This is a genomic window from Microbacterium sp. JZ37 (assembly GCF_035188445.1).
Taxonomy (GTDB): Bacteria; Actinomycetota; Actinomycetes; order Actinomycetales; family Microbacteriaceae; genus Microbacterium; species Microbacterium barkeri.
The window spans coordinates 2,994,655-3,019,186 of sequence record NZ_CP045253.1 but is presented as its reverse complement, the minus strand read 5'-3'; the positions used below and the strand labels follow the sequence as shown (position 1 = coordinate 3,019,186).

Genomic DNA, 24,532 nt, shown 5'->3' with positions numbered 1-24,532 from the left:
GCGCACGTCGAGGACTACGCGGGAGGGGACCCCTTCGACTGGGTGCTCGCGAACAACCTCATCCTCGTGGCGCTCCTCGCCCTCGTGGGCGTGCTCGCGGTGCTCGTCCTCGCGTTCTGGCTCGTCTGGCGGTTCCAGCAGTTCCGGATCACCGACGAGCACGTCGAGGTGCGCAAGGGCATCGTCTTCCGCTCGCACCGGCGGGCCCCGCTCGACCGCGTGCAGGGCGTGAACCTCACGCGCCCCTTCCCCGCGCGCCTCATCGGGATGGCCAAGCTCGAGGTCGTCGGCGCGGGCACCGACGCGAACGTCGCCCTCGAGTACCTCGCCACCGCGCGCGCGGAGGCCGTGCGCGCCGACATCCTCCGCCTCGCCTCGGGAGCGCGGGCCGCGCGGGAGGCTGCGCGCACCGGGCAGCCGGCGCCGCGCACCAGTGCGCGCGGACAGCTCGTCGGGCACCTCAACGACGGCGTGAGCGGCCTCATCGAGGGGGTCGACCTCTCCGACGTCGCGCCCGAGAGCGTCGTCAAGATCCCTACGGGCCGCCTCATCGGCTCGCAGGTGATCAGCGGCGTGCTGTGGCTGGTGTTCTTCGGTCTCCTGTTCGCCGTCGTCATGGCCTTCCTGCTCCCGATCGCCCTGGCCGACGGCGAGGGGCTCATCGTGCTCCTCGGCGCGGGCCTCGGCACCGGCATCCCGCTCGTCCTCACGGCGGTCGCGATCACGTGGGCGCAGATCTCGAAGTCGCTGCGCTACGCGATCGCCCCGACGCCCGACGGCGTCCGCATCACCTACGGCCTGCTCACCACGGTCACCGAGACGCTCCCGCCGGGCCGCATCTTCGCGGTCGAGGTCTCGCAGTCGCTCCTGTGGCGGCCGTTCGGATGGTGGACCATCAAGATCAACCGGATGTCCGGCAAGAGCGCCGCGCAGCAGCAGTCCGGCAGCGCGCAGCAGTTCAACGTCGTCCTGCCGGTCGGCAAGCGCGCCGACGTCGAGCGCGTGCTCGCGCTCATCCTCCCCGACGCCCCGGTCGAGGATCTCCCGCTCGTCTGGGAGCACGGCATCCTCGGCCCCGTCGAGGGCGACCCGTACCGCACGATGCCCGCGCGCGCCTGGTGGCGCCGCCCGGTCTCGTGGCGACGCCACGGATACGCGATCACCGACTTCGGGCTCCTGCTGCGGCGCGGGCGCGTCTGGCGCAAGCTCGCGATCTTCCCCCTCGCGCGGCTCCAGGGCGTCTCGATCGCGCAGGGCCCCGTCGACCGCCTGCAGCGCGTCGCGTGGGGGCAGGCGCACACGGTCGCCGGGCCCATCTCCGGCCAGGTCGTCGGCCTCGAGCGCGACGACGCCATCGCGCTCCTGCAGCGCGCAAGCCGCGGGGCGGTCGAGGCGGCGTCGCGCGATCACACGCATCGCTGGGGCGAGAGGTAGGGCGCGTGCGACGCGACGGACGCCTGGGGGTCGGGATCATCGGGGCCGGTCGGGTGGGCCCCGTGATCGGCGCCGCGCTCGCGGGCGCGGGGCACGCCATCACCGGCATCACCGGCGGATCCGACGACGATCGCGCGTCGGCCGTGCTGCCCGACGTGCCGGTGCTCGACCCGCTCGAGGTGGTGCGCCGGTCGGAGCTCGTGGTCCTGGCCGTTCCGCGCGCTGAGCTGCCCGGCCTCGTGCAGGGGCTCGCCGACATCGGCGCGTGGCAGATGGGGCAGCTCGTGCTGCACACGGACGCGTCGTTCGGCATCGAGGTGCTCCGCCCCGCGGCCGAGAAGGGCGCCATCCCGCTCGCCGTGCATCCCGCGATGGCGTTCACCGGGACGACGATCGACCTCCGTCAGCTCGCCGCCTCGTACGCCGCCGTCACGGCGCCGCCCGCCGTGCTGCCGATCGCGCAGGCGCTCGCGGTCGAGCTCGGCTGCGAGCCCGTCGTCGTCGCGGAGGACGACCGGCCCGCCTACGCCGAGGCGATCGAGACGGCGTCGGCGTTCTCGCGTCAGATCGTGCACCAGGCCACGGGCCTGCTCCGGGGGATCGGCGTCGAGAACCCGGGCGGCTACCTCTCCGCGCTCGTGCGCTCGACGGTCGACCAGGCGCTCAACGAGGCGACACCGGCCATCCCCGATCTGCCGCCCGAGGACTGAGCCCGCCCGCAGGGAGCGCCGAGGCCTGCTGACTAGACTTGACGGCAGACTTTCCTGAGGAGCTTTTGCATGTCTGAGACGCCCGCCGAGAACGCCCCCGAGACCGAGGAGGACGTGTTCGAGCAGAAGGCGGTGCGCCTCGCCAAGCGCGAGCGCCTGATCGCCGAGCGCGCCTCCGCCGCGGGCGGCGCCTACCCGGTCACCGTGCCCGTCACGACGACGATCCCGGCGCTGCGCGCGGAGTACGGCGACCTCGAGCCGGGCGCCGAGACGGGCGTGACCGCGGGCGTGGCCGGCCGCGTCGTGTTCAGCCGCAACACGGGCAAGCTCTGCTTCGCGAGCCTGCAGTCGGGCGATGGATCGCGGATCCAGGCGATGGTCTCCCTCGCGAACGTCGGGGACGAGTCGCTCGCGCGCTGGAAGGAGCTCGTCGACCTCGGCGACCACGTGTTCGTGACGGGCGAGGTCATCTCGAGTCGCCGCGGAGAGCTCTCGATCATGGTGACGGACTGGCAGATCGCCGCCAAGGCCGTGCTGCCGCTGCCGAACATGTACACGGAGCTCAGCGAGGAGAGCCGCGTCCGCAGCCGGTTCCTCGACCTCATCGTGCGGGATCAGGCGCGCACGACCGTGCGGGCACGCGCCAAGGTGAACGCGAGCCTGCGCGCCACCTTCGAGCAGCACGACTTCGTCGAGGTCGAGACGCCCATGCTGCAGGTGCAGCCGGGCGGCGCGACCGCGCGCCCGTTCATCACGCACTCGAACGCGTTCGACACCGAGCTGTACATGCGCATCGCGCCCGAGCTCTACCTCAAGCGCGCGGTCGTCGGCGGCATCGACCGGGTGTTCGAGATCAACCGCAACTTCCGGAATGAGGGCGCCGACTCCACCCACAGCCCCGAGTTCGCGATGCTCGAGGCGTACCAGGCGTACACCGACTACAACGGCATCGCCGACCTCACGCAGGAGCTCATCCAGAACGCCGCGATCGCGGTCGCCGGCGACACGAAGGTGACGTGGGCCGACGGCACCGAGTACGACCTCGGCGGGCAGTGGGACCGCGTGTCCATGTACCCCTCGCTCTCGGAGGCCGCGGGCGTGGAGATCACGCCCGAGACCTCGCTCGACGAGCTCGTGAAGCTCGCCGAGGCGAACGGCGTGGACGTGCCCCCGCACGCGACCCACGGCAAGCTCGTCGAGGAGCTCTGGGAGCACTTCGTCAAGCAGCACCTCACGCGCCCGACGTTCGTGATGGACTTCCCCGTCGACACGAGCCCCCTCGTCCGCGAGCACCGCACCACCCCCGGTGTGGTCGAGAAGTGGGACCTCTACGTGCGCGGCTTCGAGCTCGCGACCGGCTACTCCGAGCTCGTCGACCCGGTCATCCAGCGAGAGCGCTTCGTCGAGCAGGCGAAGCTCGCCGACCGCGGCGACGACGAGGCCATGCGCATCGACGAGGAGTTCCTCCGCGCGCTCGAGCACGGCATGCCGCCGACCGGCGGCATGGGCATGGGGATCGACCGCCTGCTCATGGCGATCACGGGGCTCGGCATCCGCGAGACCATCCTCTTCCCGCTCGTCAAGTAGCGTCACGGGCGCTCGAACGCCCACGGCGGCAGGTAGCTCGCCTCGAGCATCGACGCGATGATGCTCGCGAGGCCGTGCTCGGGGTCGATCTCGGCCACGAGGGCGACGTAGCGGGCCGCGTGCGTCGCCCGGCCGAGCGCCCAGCTGAGCCAGGCCGCCGCGACGAGCGGGCCCACGCGCGCCTCGCGCGGTGCGGCCGCCGCGAGCCTGCGGACGAGTTCGAGCGCGCGCTCGAGCCGGTCGGCGTCGGGTCGCGGGCCCTCGCCCATGAGGCGGACGGGGCCCGTCGGCTCGGCCCGGTGCCCCGCCCGCCAGCGCTCGTTGAAGGCCAGCGTCTCGTACCCCTCCTCGATGTCGGCGCTCCACTGCGAGAGCGCGACGTCGCGGAAGAACGGACGGTTGAGCGCCCACGCGACCGCGCCGGCGAGGTACGGCTCGAGGGCCTCGACGTCCCATGCCAGGCTCTCCTCGAACACCTCGGGGATCTGCCCGAGGAGGCATGCCGTCGCGAGCGCGCGCGGATGGATGCCGGCGATGCCGCTCTCGTCGCCGTCGCTGCCGAGAGCCGCGCACGCGCGGTCGATCTCGGCGAGCGCGCGGCCCAGGCGCTCCTTCTCGGCGAGGTCGCACGCGGGCAGCTCGGCGCCGTCGCCCTGATCGGCCCGCACGGGTGTCGGCTCGACGCCCTCGGGCAGCGCGCCCTCGAACGCGATCTCGTCGAGAGGGCGCCCGTGCTCGGGCGAGGGGTCGTCGAGGTACGAGCCCCAGCCGTCGGCCGCGACGCACAGCGCGTCGACGACCTCGACACCGCAGTGGTCGGCGCGCTCGCGGAGGTAGCCCATGAACCCCTCGAACGCGATCGCACCGTCTCGGTCGACGAACGGGTCGTCGGTGTACACGACCGCAGCGAAGCGCCCGGCGTCGGGCAGGCGGCACACGATGCCGAGCGCGGTCGCGGCGACCTCTCCCCACGCCTCCTCGTCCTGCGGGAGATCGAGCCGCGCGACGCCGGCGGTGCGCCCGTCGACGACGGGGACCACGACGAGGCTGAGGCGCGGCACGTAGCCGCACACGTGGGGGAGGACCGAGAGGAACTTCTGCGCGGATCGCGCGGGGATGATCGTCGTCATGCTCCGAGGCTCGCGCGCCGGGTGGTCGCGGACCCCGATCAGCCGGGTGCTGTGGAGGCCAGGACGGAGCGCCGCGACGCTGTGCACGCGGCGTCGATCCGCTCACGCCCGGGTTTCTCTCGACCGCGCCTCGTAGGATGGGCCCGTGGACAGTTTCTGGGTGGCGGCGCTGTGGTCGCTCGCGCCCACCGTGGCGATCGCGATCGTGTTCTGGCTCATCCTCCGGAACATCCTCCGATTCGACCGCACCGAGCGCCGCACGTACGCCGCGATCGAGGCCGAGGAGCGCGCCAAGCGCGGACTCCCGCCGCGCGCGGACGGCGAAGCGGGCTAACGCCCGGCCGCGAGGCCTGTCAAGGCACTCCCGCGCAGGCCGCGTGCACGCGACCCTGGAGGCCATGTTCATCGGCTACCACGCGTCGCACGAGCAGCTCGCGCCGAGCGAGCTGCTGTCGTCCGTCCAGCTCGCCGAGCGCGTCGGCTTCCACGGCGCCATGTGCTCCGACCATCTCGCGCCGTGGGGCGTCGCGCAGGGGCACTCGGGGTACGCGTGGTCGTGGCTCGGCGCCGCGCTCGCGCTCACCCGCTTCGGGTTCGGCGTCGTCACGGCGCCGGGCCAGCGCTACCACCCCGCCGTCGCCGCGCAGGCGATCGCGACTCTCGCCGAGATGTTCCCCGGGAGGTTCTGGGCCGCTCTCGGCAGCGGCGAGCTCGTGAACGAGCACGTCACGGGCGATCCGTGGCCCGAGAAGGGCGAGCGCGATCGGCGTCTCGACGAGAGCGCGTCGGTCATCCGCCGCCTCCTGCACGGGGAGCGCGTCGACCACGACGGCGCCGTCCGCGTGCACGACGCGCGCGTGTGGAGCCTGCCCACCGCGCCGCCCCTGCTCGTCGGGGCCGCGATCTCCCCCGGCACAGCCGAGCGGGTCGCCGCCTGGGCGGATGGCCTCATCACGACGGGCACGGACGCATCGGCGCTCGCGGACGCGATCGGCGCCTACCGCGCGGCCGGAGGGTGCGGCGAGGTGAGCCTCCAGGTGCACCTGAGCATCGCGCGGACCGCCGACGACGCGGCGGCGCTCGCGCGCGACCAGTGGCGTCATGGGGCCGTGACGCGCGTCTCGCCCTGGGATGTCGCGCAGCCCGAGGACTTCGACCGGCTCGCGGCGGAGTCCGACGCCGACCCCGCCGAGTCGGTCATCGCGGGGGCCGAGCCGCACGAGATCGCCGACCGGGTGCGCGCGCTGTGCGCCGGCGTCGACCGTGTCTACCTGCACCACATCGGGAAGGATCAGCGGCGGTTCGTGGAGGAGGACGCCCCCGCGCTCATCGCCGCGCTGGAGGAGGCCTCATGAGGCGGGAGAACATCGCGGACCTCTGGTGGCGGTCGTCGGTCATCTACTGCCTCGACGTCGAGACGTTCCTCGACGCGGATGGAGACGGCACGGGCGACCTGCAGGGGCTCGCCCGCGCGGTCGACTACATCGCCGACCTCGGGGCGGACGTCATCTGGCTCATGCCGTTCTACCCGACGCCGAACCGCGACGACGGCTACGACGTCACCGACTTCTACGGGGTCGACGCGCGCTACGGCACGCACGGCGACCTCCTCGAGGTCATCCGGCTCGCGCACGATCGCGGGATCCGCGTGATCGTCGACCTCGTCGTGAACCACACCTCCGACGAGCACCCGTGGTTCCAGTCCGCGCGCAGCTTCCGGACGTCGCCCTACCGCGACTTCTACGTGTGGCGCGACGAGAAGCCCGAGAACGACGCCAACACGGTCTTCCCGGGCGAGGAGTCGAGCATGTGGGAGTGGGAGCCGCGCACGCGGCAGTACTTCCTGCACAGCTTCTACCGCCATCAGCCCGACCTGAACTTCGGGAACCCGCGCGTGCGCGACGAGATCGCGAAGGCGATCGCGTTCTGGCTGAGCCTCGGGATCGACGGCTTCCGCGTCGACGCCGTCCCGTTCCTCATCGACGTGCCGCACGAGGGCGTCGCCGATCCGCACGAGTACCTGCGCGACATCAAGCGCTTCCTGCGGCGGCGCTCGCCGCAGGCCGTCCTCCTCGGCGAGGTCGGTCTCGATCACGCGGGACAGGAGCCGTACTTCGGGGCCGGAGGCGACGAGCTCGATCTGCAGTTCGACTTCGAGACGAACGTCGCGATGTACCTTGCGCTCGTCCGCGAGGATCCCGAGCCGATCGTCCGCGCCATCCGGAGCCGCACGGCGCCCTCGTCCGACGTCGGCTGGGCGGTCTTCCTCCGCAACCACGACGAGCTCTCGCTCGAGATGCTCGCCGAGGACGAGCGCGCCGAGGTGTTCGATGCGCTCGCGCCCGACGAGGATCAGCGGGTGTACGGGCGCGGCATCGTGCGGCGGCTCCCGCCCATGCTCGGCGGCGATCCGCGGCGCGTGCGACTCGTGTACAGCCTGGTGTTCTCGCTGCCCGGCGCGACCGCGCTGCTCTACGGCGAGGAGATCGGGATGGGCGAGAACCCTGCGCTCGAGAAGCGCCGGGCCGTGCGCACGCCCATGCAGTGGACCGCGCAGGGCGGCTTCTCAACGGCGGAGGCGGCCGAGCTCGTCGCGCCGTTCCCCGAGGGCGGCTACGCGCCCGAGCACGTGAACGTCGCCGACCAGCGGCGCGACCCCACCTCGCTCCATCGCTTCATGCGGGCGATCATCGCGGCGTACCGGGCGACGCCCGCGATCTCGTGGGGCGCGTTCGAGGTGCTCGAGCACGACGCGCCGTCCGTCCTCGTCCACCGGATGCGCTCCGACGTGGGCGACGCGCTCTTCGCGCACAATCTCGGCGGAAGCCCGGCGACCGTGCGGATCCGCCTCGACGAGGCCGACGACGCGGTGCTCATCGACCTGCACGGCGAGAGCGCGCCGCTCGAAGTGAGCGACCCCCTCGAGCTCGCGCTCGACGGCTACGGGTACCGGTGGTTCCGGCTGCGCAGGGAGTCGGACATCGGCCCCGACGAGGCGGGGCCGACCGTGCGCGGGCACACTCCCTGAGCGCAGGGGCGCCCCGTACCCGCGGGGAGGAGCGGGCACGGGGCGGATGGCGTCAGAGCGAGATCTGCTCGACCGTCTCCCCGGTCTCGACGGGGGCCAGCGCGAGCGCGACGTCGGCCTGGCTGACGATGCCGACGAGGAGGTGGTCCTCGATGACGGGGAGCCTGCGCACCTGGTGGTCCTGCATGAGCGTGAGCGCGTCGCGGATGTCCTGATCCGCGTCGACCGTCACGGGCTTGCCCTCGGCGAGCTCTCCCGCGGTCGTCGTGGCCGGGTCCGCTCCCTTCGCGAGCCCCTTCACGACGATGTCCCGGTCGGTCAGCATGCCCTTGAGCTTGCCGTCGTCGCCGCAGATCGGCAGCGAGCCGACGTCGAGGTCGGCCAGCAGTCTCGCCGCCTCGGTGAGGGACTCGTGCTCGCCGACGCAGCGCGGCGACGGGGTCATGATGTCGCGTGCCGTGGTCATGATGTCTCCTCTCTCTCCTCTTTCCGTGTTCGCGGGCGACGATACGAGGCGCGAGGGCGTCGGGCAGGGCGGTTGACAGATCCGGATCGGGTGATCTCGCGACGAGCATCCCGCGCCGCCCGCGCGCAACCCCCTGTCGCGGGCCCGCGGCCGCGGATACTGTCGCGCCATGACCGTCACACTGACCGGCCTCGCGACCGTCGTGCCGCCGACCGTGCTCCACCAGGACGAGGTGAGGGAGGTGTTCGCGGCGCAGCCGGGGCTCACCCGCCTCTCGCAGCGGATCGTCAGCACGTCGTTCGGCGTCTCGGGCATCGAGCGCCGCTACACCGTGCTCACCGAGCTCGGCGACCGCACGGCCGTGCCGGGTGCGGAGCGCCGCTTCTACGACCCCACGACGAACGAGCTCGCCTCTCCCGGCACGAAGCTGCGCAACGACATCTACGCGGTCGAGGCGAGCCGCCTCTACGTCGAGGCCGGCCGCGCCGCGCTCGCGCAGCAGGAGGACTTCTCGGCCGACGACGTCACCCACGTCATCACGGTGTCGTGCACGGGGTTCTACGCGCCCGGGCCCGACTTCGTCGTTGCGCGCGACCTGGGCCTCCCGGCCGACGTCCAGCGCTTCCATCTCGGCTTCATGGGCTGCTACGCGTCCCTCCCCGCGCTGCGGCTCGCGAGCCAGCTCGCGCAGGCCGACCCCGACGCCGTCGTCCTCGTGATCAGCGTCGAGCTGTGCACGCTGCACCTGCGGACCTCGAACGACCCCGACACGATCGTCGCGACGTCGCTCTTCGGCGACGGAGCCGGGGCGGCGCTCGTCACCTCCCGCCCCGTGTCTGCCCACGAGCCCGGCTTCGAGCTCGAGCGCTTCGCGTCGCGCGTCGCGCCCGAGGGCGAGAGCGACATGGCGTGGCGCATCGGCGACCACGGCTTCGAGATGGTCCTCTCCAACGCGGTCCCCGCGATCCTCGGACAGCACGTGACGGGAGCCGTCCGTCCGCTCTTCGCGCCCGAGCCCCGTCTCGAGCGGGCTCTCGACGAGCGGCGGGCGGGCGAGGCCATCCCGCACTGGGCCATCCATCCCGGCGGCCGGAGCATCCTCGACAAGGTGGAGTCGGCGCTCGAGCTGAGCGAGGCGCAGCTGCTGCCCGCGCGCGCCACGCTGCGCGACTTCGGCAACATGTCGAGCGCCACCGTGCTCTTCGTGCTCCGGCACATCCTCGACTCGCCCGCCGCATCGGCCGGCGAGCGCGTCGTCGCGATGGCGTTCGGCCCCGGCCTCACGGTCGAGTCGGCGCTGCTCACCCTGCGGGGCTCGTGATGCCGGGGCGGCTCGCCGTGCGCGACGCCGTCGCGACCGAGCGGATGGACGACCCGCACTGCGACCCCGAGCGGCTCGCGCGGACCTACGCGCGCTTCGGCCTCGTCAACGCGGTCGTCGCGTCGCCGCGAGCGACGTACCGCCGCTGGATCGCGCCGCGCCTGAGGCAGGGCGACGTGCGCCTCCTCGACATCGGCACGGGCGGGGCCGACTTCCCCCGCGCGGTGTGCCGATGGGCGCGCCGCGAGCGCGGCCGGCTCGACGTGCTCGCGATCGACCCCGACCCGCGCGCGTTCGCGTTCGCGGCGCGTGGTCCTCGGGGGCGCGGGCTGCGAGTGCGGCAGATGGATGCGGCGGCCGTGATCGTGACCGGTGAGCGCTTCGACGTGGTCGTGTCCAACCACGTGCTCCACCACCTCTCCGACGCGGAGGTCACCGCCCTCCTCGAGGAGTCCGCGCAGCTGCTGCGACCGGGCGGCGTCGCCGTCCACCGCGACATCGAGCGCTCGTGGGGCGCGTACCTCGCGTTCTGGATCGGGACGCTGCCCTTCGTGCCGTTCGTCCTGCGGGGCACGTTCCTGCGCGAGGACGGTCTCACGTCGATCCGCCGCAGCCGCACGGCGCGCGAGCTCGCGCAGCTCGTCCCGACGGGCTGGCGCGTGGAGAGGGGATGGCCCGCGCGCGTCGAGGCGGTGCGCGAGGCATGACGCGCGTGCACGACGCCGCGATCGTCGGCGCGGGGCCGGTGGGCCTGCTCGTCGCCGCGCTGCTCGCGCAGGGCGGCGCCGACGTCGTCGTCCTCGAGCGGGCGCAGGCGCCATCCGCCAGCACGCGCGCGATCGGCATCCATCCGCCCGGGCTCGCGGCGCTCGACGCGGCGGGCGTCGGCGACCGCGTCCGCGGCGAGGCGGCGCTCGTGCGCGGCGGCGAGGCGCTCCGCGACGGCCGGATGCTCGGCGCGCTCGCGTTCGACGAGCCCGTCCGCACCCTCCCTCAGCACCGCACGGAGGCCCTCCTCGTCCAGCGCCTGCGCGCGCTCGGCCCCGGCGCGCTCCGTCGCGGCGAGAGCGTGCGGGGCCTGCGCTCCGTCGCGGGCGGCGTCGAGCTGCGGACGGATGACGGCATCGTGCGCGCCCGCGCCGTCGTCGGCGCCGACGGCACCCGCAGCGCGGTCCGCGCGGCCGCGGGGATCGGGTGGGAGCGCCGCGATCCCGACACGCGGTGGGTCATGGCCGATGCCGACGACACGACGGGGCGGCCCGAGACGGCGCTCCTCCACCTCAAGCGCGACGGCGTCGTGGAGTCGTTCCCGCTCCCGGGCGGCCGACGCCGATGGGTCGTGCGCGTCGACGACAGCGCGGGACCGGAGACGGCGGCGGGCTTCGCGGCTCTCGTGCGCGAGCGCGTGGGCGTCGACCTCGAGGGGCTGGAGGAGCCGAGCCGATTCGCCGCGCGGCAGCGGATGGCGCGCGCGTTCGCGCGGGGACGGATCGCGCTCGTGGGCGATGCGGCGCACGAGATCAGCCCGATCGGCGGGCAGGGGATGAATCTCGGATGGCTCGACGCGCTCGCGCTCGCCGAGGCGTTCGCCGCGGCCCGCGCGCGGGGAGCCGAGGGGGAGGAGCCCTGGGCCGGCTGGGCGGAGGAGCGCAGGGCCGCCGCGCGCCGCGCGATGCGCCGAGCCCGCTTCAACATGGCGATGGGCGCGCCCCGCGCCGGCGCGGCGCTCGCGGTGCGCGACGTCGCTGTGCGCGCGCTCTCATCCGCGCCCTTCCGCGGAGCGCTCAGCGCGGCCTTCACGATGCGCGGACTCTGATGCGGCGGCGCGGTGTCAACCCCCTGCCGCGGGTGCGCCGCGCGCGGTTGCCTGGGGGAACGGCAATCACAGCAGCAGAGGAGACACAAGAATGAGCGACAGAACCGTGAACAGGGTCCGATACGCCGGCACGGCCATCCAGAAGGCCGCGCTCGTGTTCGGCATCGTGTTCCTGCTCGTCGGCATCGCCGGGTTCATCCCCGGGATCACGACGGGGACCGACCAGCTCGAGTTCGCCACGCACACGTCCGGCGCGATGCTGCTGGGGATCTTCCAGGTGTCGGTCCTGCACAACCTCGTCCACGTCATGTTCGGCGTCGCGGGGCTCGCGCTCGCCGGGTCGGCGCCGGGGTCGAAGGGGTACCTCATCGTGGGCGGCGCGCTGTACGCGGTGCTCTGGGTGTACGGCCTCGTCGTGCCGCACGACCACGCGGCGAACTTCGTCCCCCTCAACGCAGCGGACAACTGGCTCCACCTCGTCCTCGCGGTGGCGATGATCGCGCTCGGCGTCTTCCTCGGGCGGGACGCGCGCAACCGGGTCTGATGTCCAGGCACGCGCGAGCCGCCGTCCGCCGCACGCGGGCGGCGGCTCGCGCGCTGTGCGCGGGGCTCGCCATCGGCGCGCTCCTCGCGGCGCCCGGATGCGGCCTGCGCGTTCCGGAGGACCCCGACGGCACGCTCGACCGCGTGATCGCGGACGGCGTGCTCGAGGTCGGGGCGACGGTCGAGGAGGGCCTCGTCGAGGAGGGGCCGGGCGGCGCGGCGGAAGGGCCCCTCGCCGACCTCGCGGAGGGGTTCGCCGACACGGTCGGGGCGCGCGTGGAGTGGACATGGGCGAGCGAGGAGTCCCTCGTGGGCCTGCTCGAGCGCGGGAGCATCGACCTCGCGGTCGGCGGCTTCACCGATCAGACGCCGTGGGTCGACCGCGTCGGCGTCACGCGCGGCTACCCCGGCGTGCCGGGCGCCGAGCGGCGGTCGATCGTCATGCTCGTCCCGCTCGGCGAGAACCGGCTCCTGTCGGCGCTCGAGAGCCACCTCGACGAGGAGGTCGGCGGATGAGCGAGACCTGGCGGCGCTTCGGCCGCGCCGACCTGCCGGATGAGCAGCGCGGCGCGCTGCGCAGCGCCGTCCGCTGGGAGATCTTCACGATCTGCTACACGACGGTCACGATCGCCCTCGTCGCCCTCGTGGTCGGCAACTCGCAGGCCATGCGGACCGCGTGGATCGAGGACATGCTCTCCCTCATCCCGCAGCTCGCCTTCCTCGTCGCCCTGCCGTTCGTGCGCAGCGCGCCCTCGCGCCGGTACCCCTTCGGCAAGCACCGGGCGATGGGCGTGGGCCACCTCGTGGCGGGCGTCGCCCTGCTCACGGTCGGCCTGAACCTCGCGGTCGAGGCCGTCGTCGGGCTCGCCTCTCAGGAGCATCCGACCATCGGCACGGTGCGGCTCTTCGGCCACACCGTCTGGCTCGGCTGGCTCATGGTGGCCGTGATGGTCGTCATCGTCGTCGGCCCGGTCTTCCTCTACGGCCCGGCCAAGGCGCGCCTCGCACCCGTGCTCCACAACAAGCTGCTGTACGCCGACGCCGACATGGCGAAGGCCGACTGGCACACGAACGCGGCGTCGATCGTCGGCGTGCTCGGCGTCGGCATCGGCATCTGGTGGCTGGACGGCGCCGCGGCCCTCTTCATCTCCGTCGGCATCGTGTGGGACGGCGTGCGCAACACCCGCTCCGCGGTCGTCGACCTCATGGACCGCCGCGCGCTCACCTACGACGACGCGGCCCCGCATCCGCTCGCGGCCGCGGCCGTGACGCGGCTGCGCTCCCTGCGCTGGATCGAGGACGCCGCCGTGCGCGTGCGCGACCAGGGGCAGGTCCTCCACATCGAGGCCTTCGTCATCCCGCGTCGCGGTCGGGTCGCCGTCGACCGGCTCGTGCGCGCGTCGCAGGCCGTGGCGGCGCTCGACTGGAAGATCCGCGACGTGCAGGTCATCCCCGTCGACGTGCTCCCCGAGGAAGCCGACCCGGCGCGCTGAGTCGGCGCGGCGCGGGGCCTCGGTCCCCGCTTCGCTAGGCTGGCGGGGACGAGGAGGATGCCGATGGACTGGTGGGCGAATTCCGCGTTCTGGTTCGGTGTCTACACGGTCGTCGACATCATCGTCCGCATCCTCGCGCTCGTCGTCGTGCCCGGCAATCGCAAGCCGACCTCGGCGATGGCGTGGCTGCTCGCGATCTTCCTCCTGCCGATCCCGGGCATGCTGCTCTTCCTCCTCATCGGCAACCCGCGTCTGCCGCGCAAGCGCCGCAGGATGCAGACCGAGATCAACGCCGTGCTGCGCGAGGCGAACGAGCACCTCGAGCGCGGGACGCTGCGGCCGCACGAGCCGGAGTGGTTCACCTCCCTCGTCCGCATGAACCGCGAGCTCGGCGCCCTTCCGCTCTCGGGCGACAACGGCGTGCGCCTCGTCACGGGATACCAGGAGAGCCTCGACGAGATGGCCGAGGCCATCCGCTCCGCCCGGCGCTACGTGCACGTCGAGTTCTACATCCTCAAGTCCGACCGGTCGACGGAGAACTTCTTCCGCGCGCTCGAGGAGGCGTGCGCGCGCGGCATCCCCGTGCGCGTGCTCATGGACCACTGGGCGAACCTCTCCAAGCCGCTGCATCGCCGGACGCGCGACCGCCTCGAGCGGATGGGCGCGGACTGGCACTACCTCCTTCCGCTGCGGCCGCTTCACGGCCGCTGGCAGCGCCCCGATCTGCGCAACCACCGCAAGCTGCTCATCGTCGACGGCGAGGTCGCGTACCTCGGCTCCCAGAACGTCACGGACGCGAGCTACAACGTGCGCGCGAACATCAAGCGTGGCCTGCAGTGGGTCGACCTCATGGTGCGGCTCGACGGGCCCGTCGTCTCGAGCGTCGACGCGGTCTTCCTGAGCGACTACTACAGCGAGACCGGCGAGACGCCGGCGGGCGTCGACCTGCGCGAGATGGACGCCGGGTCGGGCGACCTCGACTGCCAGGTGGTGCCGTCGGGACCCGGGTTCGAGGTCGAGAACAACCTGCGCCTGTTCCTTGGGCTCATGTACGCGGCGCAGGAGAAGATCATCATGATCAGCCCGTACTTCGTCCCCGACGAGGCGCTCATGCTCGCCGTCAGCGCGGCGGTCTCGCGGGGCGTGCGGGTCGAGCTCTTCGTGTCGGAGATCAGCGACCAGGCGATGGTGTTCCACGCGCAGCGGAGCTACTACGAGGCGCTCCTGCGGGCCGGCGTGCGGATCTACCTCTTCCCACCGCCGTACATCCTGCACACGAAGACGCTCTCGATCGACGACGAGGTCGCCGTCATCGGATCGAGCAACATGGACATGCGCTCGTTCGGCCTCAACTTCGAGGTCTCGCTGCTCGTGCGCGGCGAGGAGTTCGTGCAGCAGCTGCGCCGCGTGGAGGACGACTACCGCGACCGCAGCACGCGGCTCTCGCTCGTGGACTGGGTGCGCCGGCCGTTCGGGAGCCGGGTGCTCGACAACCTCGCGCGGCTCACGTCGGCGCTGCAGTGACCGGTCAGAGCCGGTCGGTCGGGTGCCCCTTCGGCACGGCCATGAGCAGGGCGCCCTTCTCGATGCGGCAGTAGACGCGCGTCGCCTCGCCGAACTCGTCGCCGTCGAGCTCGACCGGCTGCACGTCGACCGACGCGGTCTCGATCCCCTCCCCGCGCAGGAACCGCACCGACGTGTCCCTGCGCCGCTCGACGACGCGGCGGCCGAGCCGAGAGCGCCGCAGGACGGAGTTGTCCCACCACACCTTGCGGAAGACCCCGAGCCATCCGAAGGGGCCGGATGGCTGGATGATCGCGATGTCGAGCTGGCCGTCGGCGACCGAGGCGCCGGGGATGAGCTCGATGCCGGCCGGGAGCGCGCCGCAGTTCGCGAAGAGGACGCTCTGCACCTTGGCCGCGTGGAGGCGGCCGCCGTCGAGCTGGTACACGACGCGGAACGGCTCGGCGCCCGGGAGGGACCGCGCGGCGCCATCGACGTAGGCGACCCAGCCGACCTGCTTCTTCAGCTTCGCGTTCGTGTTGGCGATCATCGCCGCATCGAGGCCGATGCCCGCCATCACGACGAAGGCGTGGTCCTCGACGGCGCCGTCGGGGCGGCGCAGCCGCGCGATGCCCAGGTCGATCGCGACCGTGTCGCCGTCGATCGCGGCCCGCACCATCTCCGCCGGGTCGGTGAGGGGGAGACGGAGGTTGCGCGCGAGGAGGTTGCCCGTGCCGCTCGGGACGATCGCGAGCCGCACGCCCGTCCCGTTCATCGCCTCGGCGACCGCGCGCACCGTGCCGTCGCCGCCCGCGACGAGCACGGCCGAGACGCCCTCCCTGAGCGCCCGTCGCGTCGCCTCCTGCCCCGGATCCTCGATCGTCGTCTCGAAGATGAGCGGCGGCAGCCATCCCGCCTCGTGGGAGACGAGCGCGACCGCCGACCGGAGGGCGTCGGACGAGGCGACCTTGACCGGGTTGTAGACCAGCGCGGCCCGCTGCGCGGAGGCGGCGGGGGCGGTCATGGTCACACTCTAAGTGGGGGCGGCGAGCCCGGGCGCGCCCCGCGCCTAGACTCGTAGGGTGATCGACCCCGTACTCCTCCGCGAAGACCCCGAGCTCATCAAGCGTTCTCAGGTCGCGCGCGGCAGCTCGCCCGACACGGTCGACGCGGCCCTCGCCGCCGACGCGGCGCGCCGTGCGGCGATCACCGCGTTCGAGGAGCTGCGCGCCGAGCAGAACGCGTTCGGCAAGACCGTCGCGAAGGCCCCCAAGGACGAGAAGGCCGCGCTCGTGGCGCAGGCCAAGGAGCTCGCGGACCGCGTGAAGGCCGCCCAGGCCGCCGCGAACGATGCCGAGGCCGCGTTCCGCGCGGCGATGGACGCGATCCAGAACGTCGTCATCGAGGGCGTGCCGGAAGGCGGCGAGGACGACTTCGTCGAGCTGCGCCGTGTGGGCGAGATCCCCGCGTTCGACTTCGAGCCGCTCGATCACCTGGCGCTCGGCGAGAAGCTCGGCGCGATCGACATGGAGCGCGGCGCGAAGGTCTCGGGTGCGCGCTTCTACTTCCTCACGGGCATCGGCGCGCGCCTCGAGCTCGCGCTCATGAACTACGCGCTGAACACCGCCCTCGAGCACGGGTTCACGCCGATGATCACGCCGACCCTCGTGCGGCCCGACATCATGGCGGGCACGGGCTTCCTCGGCGCCCACGCCGACGAGATCTACCGGCTCGAGGAGGACGACCTTTACCTCGTGGGCACGAGCGAGGTCGCGCTCGCCGGGTACCACAAGGACGAGATCCTCGACCTGCAGGGCGGTCCGATCCGCTACGCCGGATGGTCCACGTGCTACCGCCGCGAGGCGGGCTCGCACGGCAAGGACACCCGGGGGATCATCCGCGTCCACCAGTTCAACAAGCTCGAGATGTTCGTCTACACGGCGCCCGAGGACGCGGAGGCCGAGCACGAGCGCCTGCTCGCGCTCGAGGAGCAGATGCTCACCTCGCTCGGCCTCGCGTATCGCGTCATCGACGTGGCGGCGGGCGACCTCGGCTCGAGCGCCGCGCGCAAGTTCGACACCGAGGCCTGGGTGCCGACGCAGGGCGCGTACCGCGAGCTGACGTCGACGTCGAACTGCACGACCTATCAGGCGCGACGTCTCGACATCCGCCACCGCCCCGAGGGCGGCCGCACGCAGCACGTCGCGACGCTGAACGGCACGCTCGCGACGACCCGCTGGATCGTCGCGCTGCTCGAGACGCACCAGCGCGCCGACGGCTCGGTCGTCGTGCCCGAGCCGCTGCGCCCCTACCTCGGCGGCCTCGAGGTCATGGAGCCGATCGCGTGACGATCCCCGCGCCCGAGGAGGAGCGCCTCTTCATCGCGCTCGACATCGACGGAACGGTGCTGCTCGAGGACGGCTCGTACAGCCCCGGCGTCGAGGAGGCGGTCGCCGAGGCCGCCGAGCGCGGGCACCTCGTGACGCTCGCGACCGGGCGCAGCTGGGAGTCGACCCATCCCGTGATGACGCATCTCGGCATCCTGCCGCCGTACGTCGTGTGCGCGAACGGGGCGACGATCATGTCGCGCGACCCCGATGACCCGACCGGGTACATCCGCCACACGATCGAGACCTTCGATGCGACCGAGGCGCTGCGGTTCATCCGCGAGCACCTCCCCGGCGCGAACTACATGGTCGAGCTCGCCGACGGCACGCGCCTCTTCACGGAGTACATGGACGACTGGGATCTCAACCGTCCCGGCGCGCGCCACGTCGCGTTCGACGAGATGCTCGGCCTGCAGGTGACCCGCGTGGTCGTCGTCTCTCCCGAGCACGACGGCGACGAGTTCAACGCGTTCGTCGAGCGGATGGGGCTGCAGCAGGTGACCTACTCGGTCGGCTGGTCCGCGTGGCTCGACATCGCCCCGCAGGGCGTCAACAAGGCGACAGCGCTCGAGAAGGTGCGCGAGTGGCTCGAGGTCGACCCCTCGCGCGTCGTCGCGATGGGCGACGGCCGCAACGACATCGAGATGCTCACCTGGGCGCACGAGGGCGGCGGTCGCGGCATCGCGATGGGCCAGGCGCCGGACGAGGTGCAGGAGTGTGCGACGCAGCTGACCCTGCCCGTCGAGGGCGGGGGAGTGGCCGCCGCGCTCTCGGAGCTGGGCGCCGCGACGTCCACGATCGCGTGAGGCGCTGACAGGGCTCGCCCAGGGACCGCGTCGACAATAGCGGGAAGGCCGGTCGACTAGACTCGACGCCAGTCCGCGCGCGAGCGGGGGCACGGAGGGTTGTCCGAGCGGCCGAAGGATCCGGTCTTGAAAACCGGTGGGCAGCAATGTCCCGTGGGTTCGAATCCCACACCCTCCGCAGAGCGGGGCGCGCGCCCCGAGGTCGGAGCACCGTTCGTCCCAGCCCGAGAGGACTCGAGTGAGCGAGACCCCGAAGCACGCCGTGCGGCGCACGATCGCCCGCCACGGGCAGCTCTCCTCGCCCGGACCGGTGCAGCAGCTGCTGCGCGTGCTCGGCGTCGCCCTCGCCGTCGTGATCGTGAGCGCGTTCGGCGTTGTCGGCTACGCCGCGTACGACTTCGGCGCGACCTTCAGCGCGGACGCGGTCGTGCTCGAGGGGCAGGAGGCCGCCCCGCCGGACATCGGCGAGCTCGACAACAAGGGCGTGAACATCCTCTTCGCGGGCCTCGACGCGTGCGAGGAGGAGTACAAGCAGTACTTCGGCGGGCGCTGCCCCGACGACGCGGCCTACGACCCCGAGTCGCGCGAGGCGGTTCTGAACGACGTCAACATGCTCGTGCACATCTCGCCCGAGCCGCGTCGCGTGACGGTCGTGAGCTTCCCCCGCGACCTCATGGTCGAGGGGCCGGAGTGCACCGACCCGCAGGGCGACGTCGCCTCCGCGCTCTCGCGCACGCAGCTCAACGAGGCGTACTACCGCGGCGACCTCGGCTGCATCGTGAAGACGATCGAGGAGCTGTCGGGCCAGACGATCGACTACGGCGCGACCGTGACGTGGGGTGGCGTGATCGAGATCACGAACGCGATCGGCGGCGTCGACGTGTGCGTCGGCGGAGAGGGCATCTACGACGAGCACACGGGCCTCGCGATCCCGCCGTCGGAGAAGTACACGCTCGCGGGCGTCGAGGCCCTGCAGTTCCTCCGCACGCGTTACGGCGTGGGCGGCAGCGACCTCAACCGCATCAGCAACCAGCAGGTGTACATGTCGGCGCTCGCGCGCAAGCTCACGAGCGAGGAGGTGCTGTCCAATCCCAGCACGCTGCTCACGCTCGCGCGCACGACGCTCGAGAACGTCGACCCGTCGTCGAGCCTGACGAACCCGGTCACGCTCGTGCAGATCGCGATGGCCGCGAAGGACGTGCCTCTGCAGGACTTCACGTTCGTGCAGTACCCGGTCGTCGACGACCCGTACGACAGCAACCGCGTCGCTCCGGACTACGCCTCGGCCGAGGCGCTGTGGGCCGCCCTCGAGCAGAACGTCCCGCTGCAGATCACGGGCGACACCGGCGGCGGCGCCATCCTCGCGGAGGGCGAGGAGGGAGCGGAGACCCCCGCTCCCGAGGACACGCAGGCGCCCGTGGAGACCACGACGCCGGAGACGCCCTCGATGACGGAGACGCCGGCCCCGACCGACACCCCGGCGAGCGGCGAGCTGAGCGCCAACGTGCACGGCTCCGACGCGAGCCAGGTCACCTGCTCCAACGGCGTCGGCTGAGCCGGACCCGCGGATGGCGCAACGGTGGGGCGTGCTCTGAGTCGCGGTTCGCAGCACCCCGTCGGACCCGTTAGGATGGTCTACGTGTCTGCGTGCAGGCACCTGGAGACGTCGCATAGTCAGGCCTAGTGCACCACCCTGCTAAGGTGGAGTCCCCTTTAAGGGGACCGAGGGTTCAAATCCCTCCGTCTCCGCTCCGATCCGTGGTCCGCGATCCCTTGAAACACTGGGATCGCGGGCCATCGGTTTCTCAGGGAATGCCGCTTGCGAAGAATCTGCGAACAAACGTTTGCGGAATGGCCTTGTGATGTCTCAGGACATCGGTGACGGACGAGTGCGCCAGGACATCGGCGGCTGCGAGGCCGACTCAGGGCAGTTCGTCGATCCCGACCTTCCGGGCACCCTTGTCCAGCCTTTGGCACCGCGAGCAGGCGAACGCCCACCAGCGTGAGAAGTACCACGCCGATCCTGAGAGGCGGCGCCAGCGCCGCCGCGAGGCCTACGCCCGCAACCCCGACGCGCAGCGCACCTACTATGCCGCGAACTAGGAGAAGTCGCTCGCCACGCAGCAGCGCTGGCGCGATCGCGAGAAGCGTCGCGTAGAGGCAGGGCTCCCCGTCCGGCGACTGCATCGGGTATCCCCCGAGGAGCGTTTCTCGAACCGCGCCGCAGCGGATGAGTTCTTCGACCGAGTGCGGACGAACGCTGAGCTTGCCGTCGCGCTGCGGGAGATTGCCCACCGCCCGAAATCTTCGCCGCGTGGAAGCGAGAATCCCTTCGAGTTCGCGCGGCCCACCACCTCGTCGTTCAAAAGGAGGAGCTTGAGCGCCTCCGCACGGCACTCGCTCGTGGACGCCCCGGCCCGGAACCGAATTCGCTCCTGACGCCCGAGCAGATCGAGGACGCGCGGATGGATGCGATCGCGCGGCAGGTCAACAACCGTCTGCGCCACCGTGAGCCGCCACGACGCCGTCACGACCTCGACCCCGCCGCGCCGCGCCCGCAGGCACTCAGCAACGACCAGATGGGAATGAGCCGATGAAAACCATCCGCGACACCCTTCCGAGCTTCATCGATCGATCACAGACCGAGACGGTGCTGTACCGCGCCGCAGTCAGCGCACTGACGTGGCGGGCAGATGCCGAACCGGGCTACAGCATCGAGGACGAACAGCGCTGGTGCCTGGCCCCGCTAAGGGGCGTCGATCCAGGGCTGCCTCTCCGAGTGCTCGTCGTTGAAACGATCCTCGACCCGTCGCGCAACTGCGCCGAGCTCGTCCAGGCGCTCGTCGCGCTCCGCGATGGATGACCGCCGGGCACACGGTCGCGAGCGACTTCCCGGTGGCTGATCGTAGCTCCCGCCAGGGTGCTCCGTTCCGGGCTTTCGCGGCATATCCTCACCCCTCCGCTGGCGCTCCGGGCCTCCGGTATTCCACGATCCGGCACTGCGCACCCCTCCGGTCGCTTCTCGTGCCGCTTACCGGGAAGACGCCGCAGACAGGTCAGGTGCGAGTTCCACGCAGGAGCGTGAGCTGCGTCGGCGCGAGGTTCAGATCGTGAGTGTGGAGGCCGTAGCGACGGCTGCGATCGTCGCCGTTGTCATGGGCGGCGCCTTCGGGGCCGTAGCCGCCGCAGGGTCCATGGGAGCGGTGTGCGAAGGAAACGGCAGGCAGATGCTGCGCCTCGGAGCCCTCGTCGTCACGCTCGCGTTCGTCGCCTTCGTCGTTGCACCCGTGCTGGCTGCTTCTGGAGCGCCTGAGTGCCCCGGTTGCGCTGTCCTGCCGCGAGAAGTACTCAGATGAATCCTGCCGGTCGAGGTGCTCGACCAGACTCTCGGCGTGTCAGGCGGCGATAGCGGGGAACACCAGCAGCGACCCGTCTTTGCGACGCTCGATCTCGATTGCGACATCGGCCGGCTGCGCCGCCAGGTTGAGTTCTTGACCGAATGCGCGGAGGCGATATGCAGCCGCGAGGAGGTCGTCGACTTCGCCCGGGGTGAATGCCGGGATCCGGAAGCCGCCATGACGCTTTAGCTCCAGCGTCGACAGCTTGAGTAGTACGGAACTGATTCCGGCCTCGAGTTCGTTGACGCGGCGCTCGTCGTCATGCAGTTCGCCGAGGAAGCGCTTAAAGGGATTGTCGTCTAGTTGCGCGTGCTCGACAGCCTGCAGCACTAACACTCGCCGCTTGAGAGCGATCGCGAGTCGCGCGAGTTCGAGATGCGCGCGGAACGTGCCGCCGTCCTCGTCGATGCCGGGGAACGACTTGGTGAGCGTGCCGACTTCGACCGGACCTTCAGGGAGCCCGTCGATCGCAGCCTGCCACTTCGTGAGCCGTCGACGGGTCGCTTCGATGGCCTTGTTGATCTCGAACGTCGAGGAGTCGAGCCCAAGCGAAAGCCCGATCCGGCCCTGGTCGAGGAGTATCGCGGTCGCTTTGTCGATCGCGTCTCGACAGCCGTCGAGATTGTTGCGCTCAGCGTCGAGGCTGTCCTCATGTAGCTGCTCAAGCAGATCAGTGATCCGCTCGATCGCCTTCTGGCGCTCATGGTCGGCATGCGCGGCAACAGCGACCGCGACGGCCATGAGCACAAGCGGAGCAGCCACAGTCAAAGCCCCAGCGCTCGCCACCGCCGCTCCGGCCGTGGCAGCCGAGCCCGTCGCCGCCCCGGCGACGGCGGCCTTTCCCGCGACCGGAACGAACGTGGCCTTGGCGACGATCCCGGTCGAGTCGCGCAGTGCGCTGTATACGCCGCCCGCAACGGCCTTGGAAGTCATTGGCGTCACCAGGCCCTTGCCTACCTGCGCCGCGACCTTGGCGGGCACGACCATCCGGTAGAGAACCTCACCAGTCTCCGCGACGTTGATCTTGGCGGGAGCCGCCTTCGCGGTCTGCGCAACGAGTTGCGAAAGCTGCTGTGCGAGCGGGCTTGCCGCGTGCAGGGCGATCCCACCTGTGCGTTCGCGGGCGGCGGGCACCGGATGCGCCTCGAGCGTCGCGACCGGTGCATCGGCAAGCGCCGCGAGCACCGTCCGCAGCTCTGTGAGCCGGGCCGGAGTCATTCCAGTCTCATCGAGCACGCTCGGAACGCTCACAGGCTCGGTTGTGAGAGCCCAAACCGGCACGAGCGTGTCAGTCTCAGCAGCCATGACGTTGTCCTTCCCCAGGTCGGACTCCACCATAGAGCGTGGTTGCGACAACTTGATCGCGCAGCGGGTCGACGCGCGCCAGCGAGGCCCGTTCGCTCATCCCAGTCCGATTTCGAGGCGCGGCGCCGGCGTGGCAGCAGCGGGTTCCGCGATGTCGACACTCGTGCGCTCGGCTGGTGTTGCCCGCCGCAGTGCGTCGATCCGAGCGATGATTGTCGCTTCCGCTCTGGAGCGGGCCAGGGACTCCACTGGCAGCGGCAGGCGAGGGAGAACCTCGCCAAGCGCGAGCTCGTGCAGTTCCATAAGGACTTCGGCCAGTGGAGCGTGCACGCGGCGCGTGTTCAGCGCGAACTCGGTGCTTGCGCGGAGTTCGGAAAGCCACCGCCTCGCCTGGGGTCCGGACATCGGCGTCACCTGCTCGCGTACGAGCGCCCGGCTGGCTCCCGCGAAGCCTTCGGCGCGACGGGCATCAAAGACCCAGTCGCCTGCACGACCGACTACGGTTAGCCGATTGACGGATGCGTCGCCCTCGAGCGCGGTCACCAGCGCTCGCGTCGTCTCGAACCCCGCGTCATGCGTTGCGCGGTCAGTGAATGGAGCGCTCCGTTCGTCGAGAGCTGCAAGTAGGTGCCGCGATGCCTCGGACAGCAGGCTGACAGCGCGCGACTGTCCGACGACGGCCACGTGCGTCTCGAAGCCTTCGCGTTGGAACAGGTCCGCGGTGGCGATCGCTACTCGAGCGGACGAGAAGGATCCTTCGAGAAGGAGCGAGTGTCGATTCGTCCGGGCATATGCCAGGCAGTCACGTAGCCATACCGAGGTCGCCTCGGCGAAGATGCGCAGCGCTTCCGGGGACCGCGACCGCGACAGCTCGAAGAAGCGAGGGTGGAACGCGCGCAGGCGCCCTCCGTCGACTATCGCCGCACCAGGATGCTCCGCAAGCAGCGCCCGAGCCGCTCGGCCGGCACCAGCGCCGGGCTGCCCGACTACGAGCGTAAGGGCCGGAGCTTCGGGGCGGTCCATTGACGGGAACAGGAACGGCACGATCGTCGCGTCGAAGATCGCTCGCGTCTCGGCGGCTTCCAGTTCGAGGTCCGTCACGGCCGCGGCCTCGAGAACTCGGCAATGCGGTGCGTGAGGCGATCAATCAACGTGTCAAGTGTCGATCGGTCGAATGCGTCGACATCGAAGATCTCATGTCGGATCACTGATACCTCGGCGACAGCCTTATCGCGTGAGATCGCGCCGTCCGCGACAAGACGCAAGACGGCCGCGGTCGCCAGGTCCGCAACGTCGCGCAAGGCGTTGTACGCGACGATGTCGTTGGACCTCCATGCCGATTGCGGTGCCATTCGACCTCCAACGCGAGTCTACGAGTCGGGCACGGACACCCGCTGGACCCCACGCACATCCAGCGCGGCCTCCTGCCCCATCGGACGTGCACTTGCGCGTTGCCTGGGGCACGAGATCGAGACATCGCGGGTCCGCGGAAAGCTTGGTTAATTCCCGTGGCGTGGTGCCATCGCCACAGCAATAGGTCTCGGCGTTGGGTCGTCGGTCCGGACCGCTTGACCGTCATTTTTCTTGCCTATCGATCAAACTATG

General features: G+C 71.4%; 25 protein-coding genes and 2 tRNA genes. 21 read left to right on the top strand and 6 right to left on the bottom strand.

The features are described 5' to 3' along the window. The first annotated feature begins 42 nt into the window (after positions 1-42). The 3 genes from GC092_RS13995 (at position 43) to lysS (ending at position 3,731) form a co-directional block, all read left to right on the top strand. Positions 43-1,434, top strand: coding sequence for a PH domain-containing protein (locus GC092_RS13995; RefSeq protein ID WP_324012706.1), 1,392 nt, complete (start codon positions 43-45; stop codon positions 1,432-1,434). 5 nt (positions 1,435-1,439) lie between these two features. After that, positions 1,440-2,144, top strand: a complete 705-nt coding sequence (locus GC092_RS13990; RefSeq protein WP_324012704.1) for a DUF2520 domain-containing protein — start codon at positions 1,440-1,442, stop codon at positions 2,142-2,144. Positions 2,145-2,213: 69 nt separating this feature from the next. Further along, positions 2,214-3,731 (top strand): lysine--tRNA ligase, encoded by a 1,518-nt coding sequence (lysS, locus tag GC092_RS13985; protein ID WP_324012702.1) that lies wholly within the window; start codon positions 2,214-2,216, stop codon positions 3,729-3,731. Between the two features lie 2 nt (positions 3,732-3,733). On the opposite strand, the gene GC092_RS13980 is transcribed toward lysS, so the two are convergent. Continuing rightward, a complete protein-coding gene (locus GC092_RS13980) occupies positions 3,734-4,861 on the bottom strand; it encodes a DUF4192 family protein (protein WP_324012700.1) in 1,128 nt (375 codons plus the stop codon). Positions 4,862-5,006: 145 nt separating this feature from the next. Here GC092_RS13980 and GC092_RS13975 point away from each other — a divergent pair, with 145 nt between their 5' ends. The 3 genes from GC092_RS13975 to GC092_RS13965 are packed head-to-tail and all read left to right on the top strand — an operon-like array spanning position 5,007 to position 7,889. Then, complete coding sequence (locus GC092_RS13975; protein ID WP_271174660.1) at positions 5,007-5,195, top strand: hypothetical protein; 189 nt, start codon at positions 5,007-5,009, stop codon at positions 5,193-5,195. 43 nt (positions 5,196-5,238) lie between these two features. Continuing rightward, positions 5,239-6,216 (top strand): TIGR03557 family F420-dependent LLM class oxidoreductase, encoded by a 978-nt coding sequence (locus GC092_RS13970; RefSeq protein WP_324012697.1) that lies wholly within the window; start codon positions 5,239-5,241, stop codon positions 6,214-6,216. Beyond that, positions 6,213-7,889 carry an alpha-amylase family protein gene (locus GC092_RS13965; RefSeq protein ID WP_324012695.1) on the top strand — a complete coding sequence of 559 codons (1,677 nt, stop codon included), beginning with the start codon at positions 6,213-6,215 and terminating at the stop codon, positions 7,887-7,889. The genes GC092_RS13970 and GC092_RS13965 overlap by 4 nt, the downstream gene beginning before the upstream one ends. Positions 7,890-7,941: 52 nt before the next feature. On the opposite strand, the gene GC092_RS13960 is transcribed toward GC092_RS13965, so the two are convergent. Then, on the bottom strand, positions 7,942-8,355 hold the full coding sequence (locus GC092_RS13960; RefSeq protein WP_282980434.1) for a CBS domain-containing protein: 414 nt from the start codon (positions 8,353-8,355) through the stop codon (positions 7,942-7,944). 169 nt (positions 8,356-8,524) lie between these two features. On the opposite strand from GC092_RS13960, the gene GC092_RS13955 reads away from it, so the two are divergent. The 7 genes from GC092_RS13955 (at position 8,525) to cls (ending at position 15,052) form a co-directional block, all read left to right on the top strand. After that, positions 8,525-9,676, top strand: coding sequence for a type III polyketide synthase (locus tag GC092_RS13955; RefSeq protein ID WP_324012691.1), 1,152 nt, complete (start codon positions 8,525-8,527; stop codon positions 9,674-9,676). After that, positions 9,676-10,383: a methyltransferase domain-containing protein gene (locus GC092_RS13950; protein WP_324014918.1), complete on the top strand. Its 708-nt coding sequence runs from the start codon at positions 9,676-9,678 to the stop codon at positions 10,381-10,383. The genes GC092_RS13955 and GC092_RS13950 overlap by 1 nt, the downstream gene beginning before the upstream one ends. Continuing rightward, complete coding sequence (locus GC092_RS13945) at positions 10,380-11,492, top strand: FAD-dependent oxidoreductase (RefSeq protein ID WP_324012690.1); 1,113 nt, start codon at positions 10,380-10,382, stop codon at positions 11,490-11,492. The genes GC092_RS13950 and GC092_RS13945 overlap by 4 nt, the downstream gene beginning before the upstream one ends. A 91-nt stretch (positions 11,493-11,583) precedes the next feature. Further along, positions 11,584-12,036, top strand: coding sequence for a DUF4383 domain-containing protein (locus GC092_RS13940; RefSeq protein WP_282980438.1), 453 nt, complete (start codon positions 11,584-11,586; stop codon positions 12,034-12,036). Beyond that, positions 12,036-12,551 (top strand): transglycosylase SLT domain-containing protein, encoded by a 516-nt coding sequence (locus GC092_RS13935; RefSeq protein ID WP_324012686.1) that lies wholly within the window; start codon positions 12,036-12,038, stop codon positions 12,549-12,551. Before GC092_RS13940 ends, GC092_RS13935 begins: the two co-directional genes overlap by 1 nt. Further along, the gene (locus tag GC092_RS13930) at positions 12,548-13,528 is read left to right on the top strand and encodes a cation efflux transmembrane domain-containing protein (RefSeq protein ID WP_324012684.1); all 981 of its coding nucleotides are present in this window, start codon (positions 12,548-12,550) and stop codon (positions 13,526-13,528) included. Before GC092_RS13935 ends, GC092_RS13930 begins: the two co-directional genes overlap by 4 nt. Before the next feature lie 63 nt (positions 13,529-13,591). Next, positions 13,592-15,052, top strand: coding sequence for a cardiolipin synthase (gene cls, locus GC092_RS13925; protein WP_271174669.1), 1,461 nt, complete (start codon positions 13,592-13,594; stop codon positions 15,050-15,052). Positions 15,053-15,056: 4 nt separating this feature from the next. On the opposite strand, the gene GC092_RS13920 is transcribed toward cls, so the two are convergent. Beyond that, a complete protein-coding gene (locus tag GC092_RS13920; protein ID WP_282980443.1) occupies positions 15,057-16,055 on the bottom strand; it encodes a diacylglycerol/lipid kinase family protein in 999 nt (332 codons plus the stop codon). A 58-nt stretch (positions 16,056-16,113) separates the two neighbouring features. On the opposite strand from GC092_RS13920, the gene serS reads away from it, so the two are divergent. From serS to GC092_RS13880, 8 genes are all read left to right on the top strand, one after another. After that, positions 16,114-17,379 (top strand): serine--tRNA ligase, encoded by a 1,266-nt coding sequence (gene serS, locus GC092_RS13915; RefSeq protein WP_324012681.1) that lies wholly within the window; start codon positions 16,114-16,116, stop codon positions 17,377-17,379. Then, positions 17,376-18,224, top strand: a complete 849-nt coding sequence (locus GC092_RS13910; protein ID WP_271174672.1) for an HAD family hydrolase — start codon at positions 17,376-17,378, stop codon at positions 18,222-18,224. The genes serS and GC092_RS13910 overlap by 4 nt, the downstream gene beginning before the upstream one ends. A gap of 93 nt (positions 18,225-18,317) precedes the next feature. Beyond that, positions 18,318-18,402, top strand: a tRNA-Ser gene (locus GC092_RS13905). Between the two features lie 60 nt (positions 18,403-18,462). Beyond that, the gene (locus GC092_RS13900; RefSeq protein WP_282980447.1) at positions 18,463-19,779 is read left to right on the top strand and encodes an LCP family protein; all 1,317 of its coding nucleotides are present in this window, start codon (positions 18,463-18,465) and stop codon (positions 19,777-19,779) included. A 104-nt stretch (positions 19,780-19,883) separates the two neighbouring features. Further along, a tRNA-Ser gene (locus tag GC092_RS13895) sits at positions 19,884-19,973 on the top strand. A gap of 210 nt (positions 19,974-20,183) precedes the next feature. After that, positions 20,184-20,327: a hypothetical protein gene (locus GC092_RS13890; protein WP_324012677.1), complete on the top strand. Its 144-nt coding sequence runs from the start codon at positions 20,184-20,186 to the stop codon at positions 20,325-20,327. 362 nt (positions 20,328-20,689) lie between these two features. Next, a complete protein-coding gene (locus GC092_RS13885) occupies positions 20,690-20,821 on the top strand; it encodes a hypothetical protein (protein WP_324012676.1) in 132 nt (43 codons plus the stop codon). Continuing rightward, positions 20,818-21,087, top strand: a complete 270-nt coding sequence (locus GC092_RS13880; protein WP_324012674.1) for a hypothetical protein — start codon at positions 20,818-20,820, stop codon at positions 21,085-21,087. The genes GC092_RS13885 and GC092_RS13880 overlap by 4 nt, the downstream gene beginning before the upstream one ends. Positions 21,088-21,619: 532 nt before the next feature. Here GC092_RS13880 and GC092_RS13875 read toward each other — a convergent pair. The 3 genes from GC092_RS13875 to GC092_RS13865 all read right to left on the bottom strand — a co-directional run bounded on the left by GC092_RS13875 (position 21,620) and on the right by GC092_RS13865 (position 24,279). Then, on the bottom strand, positions 21,620-22,927 hold the full coding sequence (locus GC092_RS13875; protein WP_324012671.1) for a hypothetical protein: 1,308 nt from the start codon (positions 22,925-22,927) through the stop codon (positions 21,620-21,622). A gap of 96 nt (positions 22,928-23,023) precedes the next feature. Then, positions 23,024-24,028, bottom strand: coding sequence for a zeta toxin family protein (locus GC092_RS13870; RefSeq protein WP_324012670.1), 1,005 nt, complete (start codon positions 24,026-24,028; stop codon positions 23,024-23,026). Beyond that, complete coding sequence (locus tag GC092_RS13865; protein WP_324012668.1) at positions 24,025-24,279, bottom strand: hypothetical protein; 255 nt, start codon at positions 24,277-24,279, stop codon at positions 24,025-24,027. Before GC092_RS13865 ends, GC092_RS13870 begins: the two co-directional genes overlap by 4 nt. Positions 24,280-24,532 lie beyond the last annotated feature (253 nt).

Excerpts from the sequence above, each read along its gene's own strand:
- lysS (WP_324012702.1), top strand. The coding sequence starts at position 2,214 with ATGTCTGAGACGCCCGCCGAGAACGCCCCCGAGACCGAGGAGGACGTG.
- GC092_RS13980 (WP_324012700.1), bottom strand. The coding sequence starts at position 4,861 with ATGACGACGATCATCCCCGCGCGATCCGCGCAGAAGTTCCTCTCGGTC.
- GC092_RS13965 (WP_324012695.1), top strand. The coding sequence starts at position 6,213 with ATGAGGCGGGAGAACATCGCGGACCTCTGGTGGCGGTCGTCGGTCATC.
- GC092_RS13960 (WP_282980434.1), bottom strand. The coding sequence starts at position 8,355 with ATGACCACGGCACGCGACATCATGACCCCGTCGCCGCGCTGCGTCGGC.
- GC092_RS13955 (WP_324012691.1), top strand. The coding sequence starts at position 8,525 with ATGACCGTCACACTGACCGGCCTCGCGACCGTCGTGCCGCCGACCGTG.
- GC092_RS13950 (WP_324014918.1), top strand. The coding sequence starts at position 9,676 with ATGCCGGGGCGGCTCGCCGTGCGCGACGCCGTCGCGACCGAGCGGATG.
- GC092_RS13945 (WP_324012690.1), top strand. The coding sequence starts at position 10,380 with ATGACGCGCGTGCACGACGCCGCGATCGTCGGCGCGGGGCCGGTGGGC.
- GC092_RS13940 (WP_282980438.1), top strand. The coding sequence starts at position 11,584 with ATGAGCGACAGAACCGTGAACAGGGTCCGATACGCCGGCACGGCCATC.
- GC092_RS13935 (WP_324012686.1), top strand. The coding sequence starts at position 12,036 with ATGTCCAGGCACGCGCGAGCCGCCGTCCGCCGCACGCGGGCGGCGGCT.
- GC092_RS13930 (WP_324012684.1), top strand. The coding sequence starts at position 12,548 with ATGAGCGAGACCTGGCGGCGCTTCGGCCGCGCCGACCTGCCGGATGAG.
- cls (WP_271174669.1), top strand. The coding sequence starts at position 13,592 with ATGGACTGGTGGGCGAATTCCGCGTTCTGGTTCGGTGTCTACACGGTC.
- GC092_RS13920 (WP_282980443.1), bottom strand. The coding sequence starts at position 16,055 with ATGACCGCCCCCGCCGCCTCCGCGCAGCGGGCCGCGCTGGTCTACAAC.
- GC092_RS13885 (WP_324012676.1), top strand. The coding sequence starts at position 20,690 with ATGGATGCGATCGCGCGGCAGGTCAACAACCGTCTGCGCCACCGTGAG.
- GC092_RS13880 (WP_324012674.1), top strand. The coding sequence starts at position 20,818 with ATGAAAACCATCCGCGACACCCTTCCGAGCTTCATCGATCGATCACAG.
- GC092_RS13875 (WP_324012671.1), bottom strand. The coding sequence starts at position 22,927 with ATGGCTGCTGAGACTGACACGCTCGTGCCGGTTTGGGCTCTCACAACC.
- GC092_RS13865 (WP_324012668.1), bottom strand. The coding sequence starts at position 24,279 with ATGGCACCGCAATCGGCATGGAGGTCCAACGACATCGTCGCGTACAAC.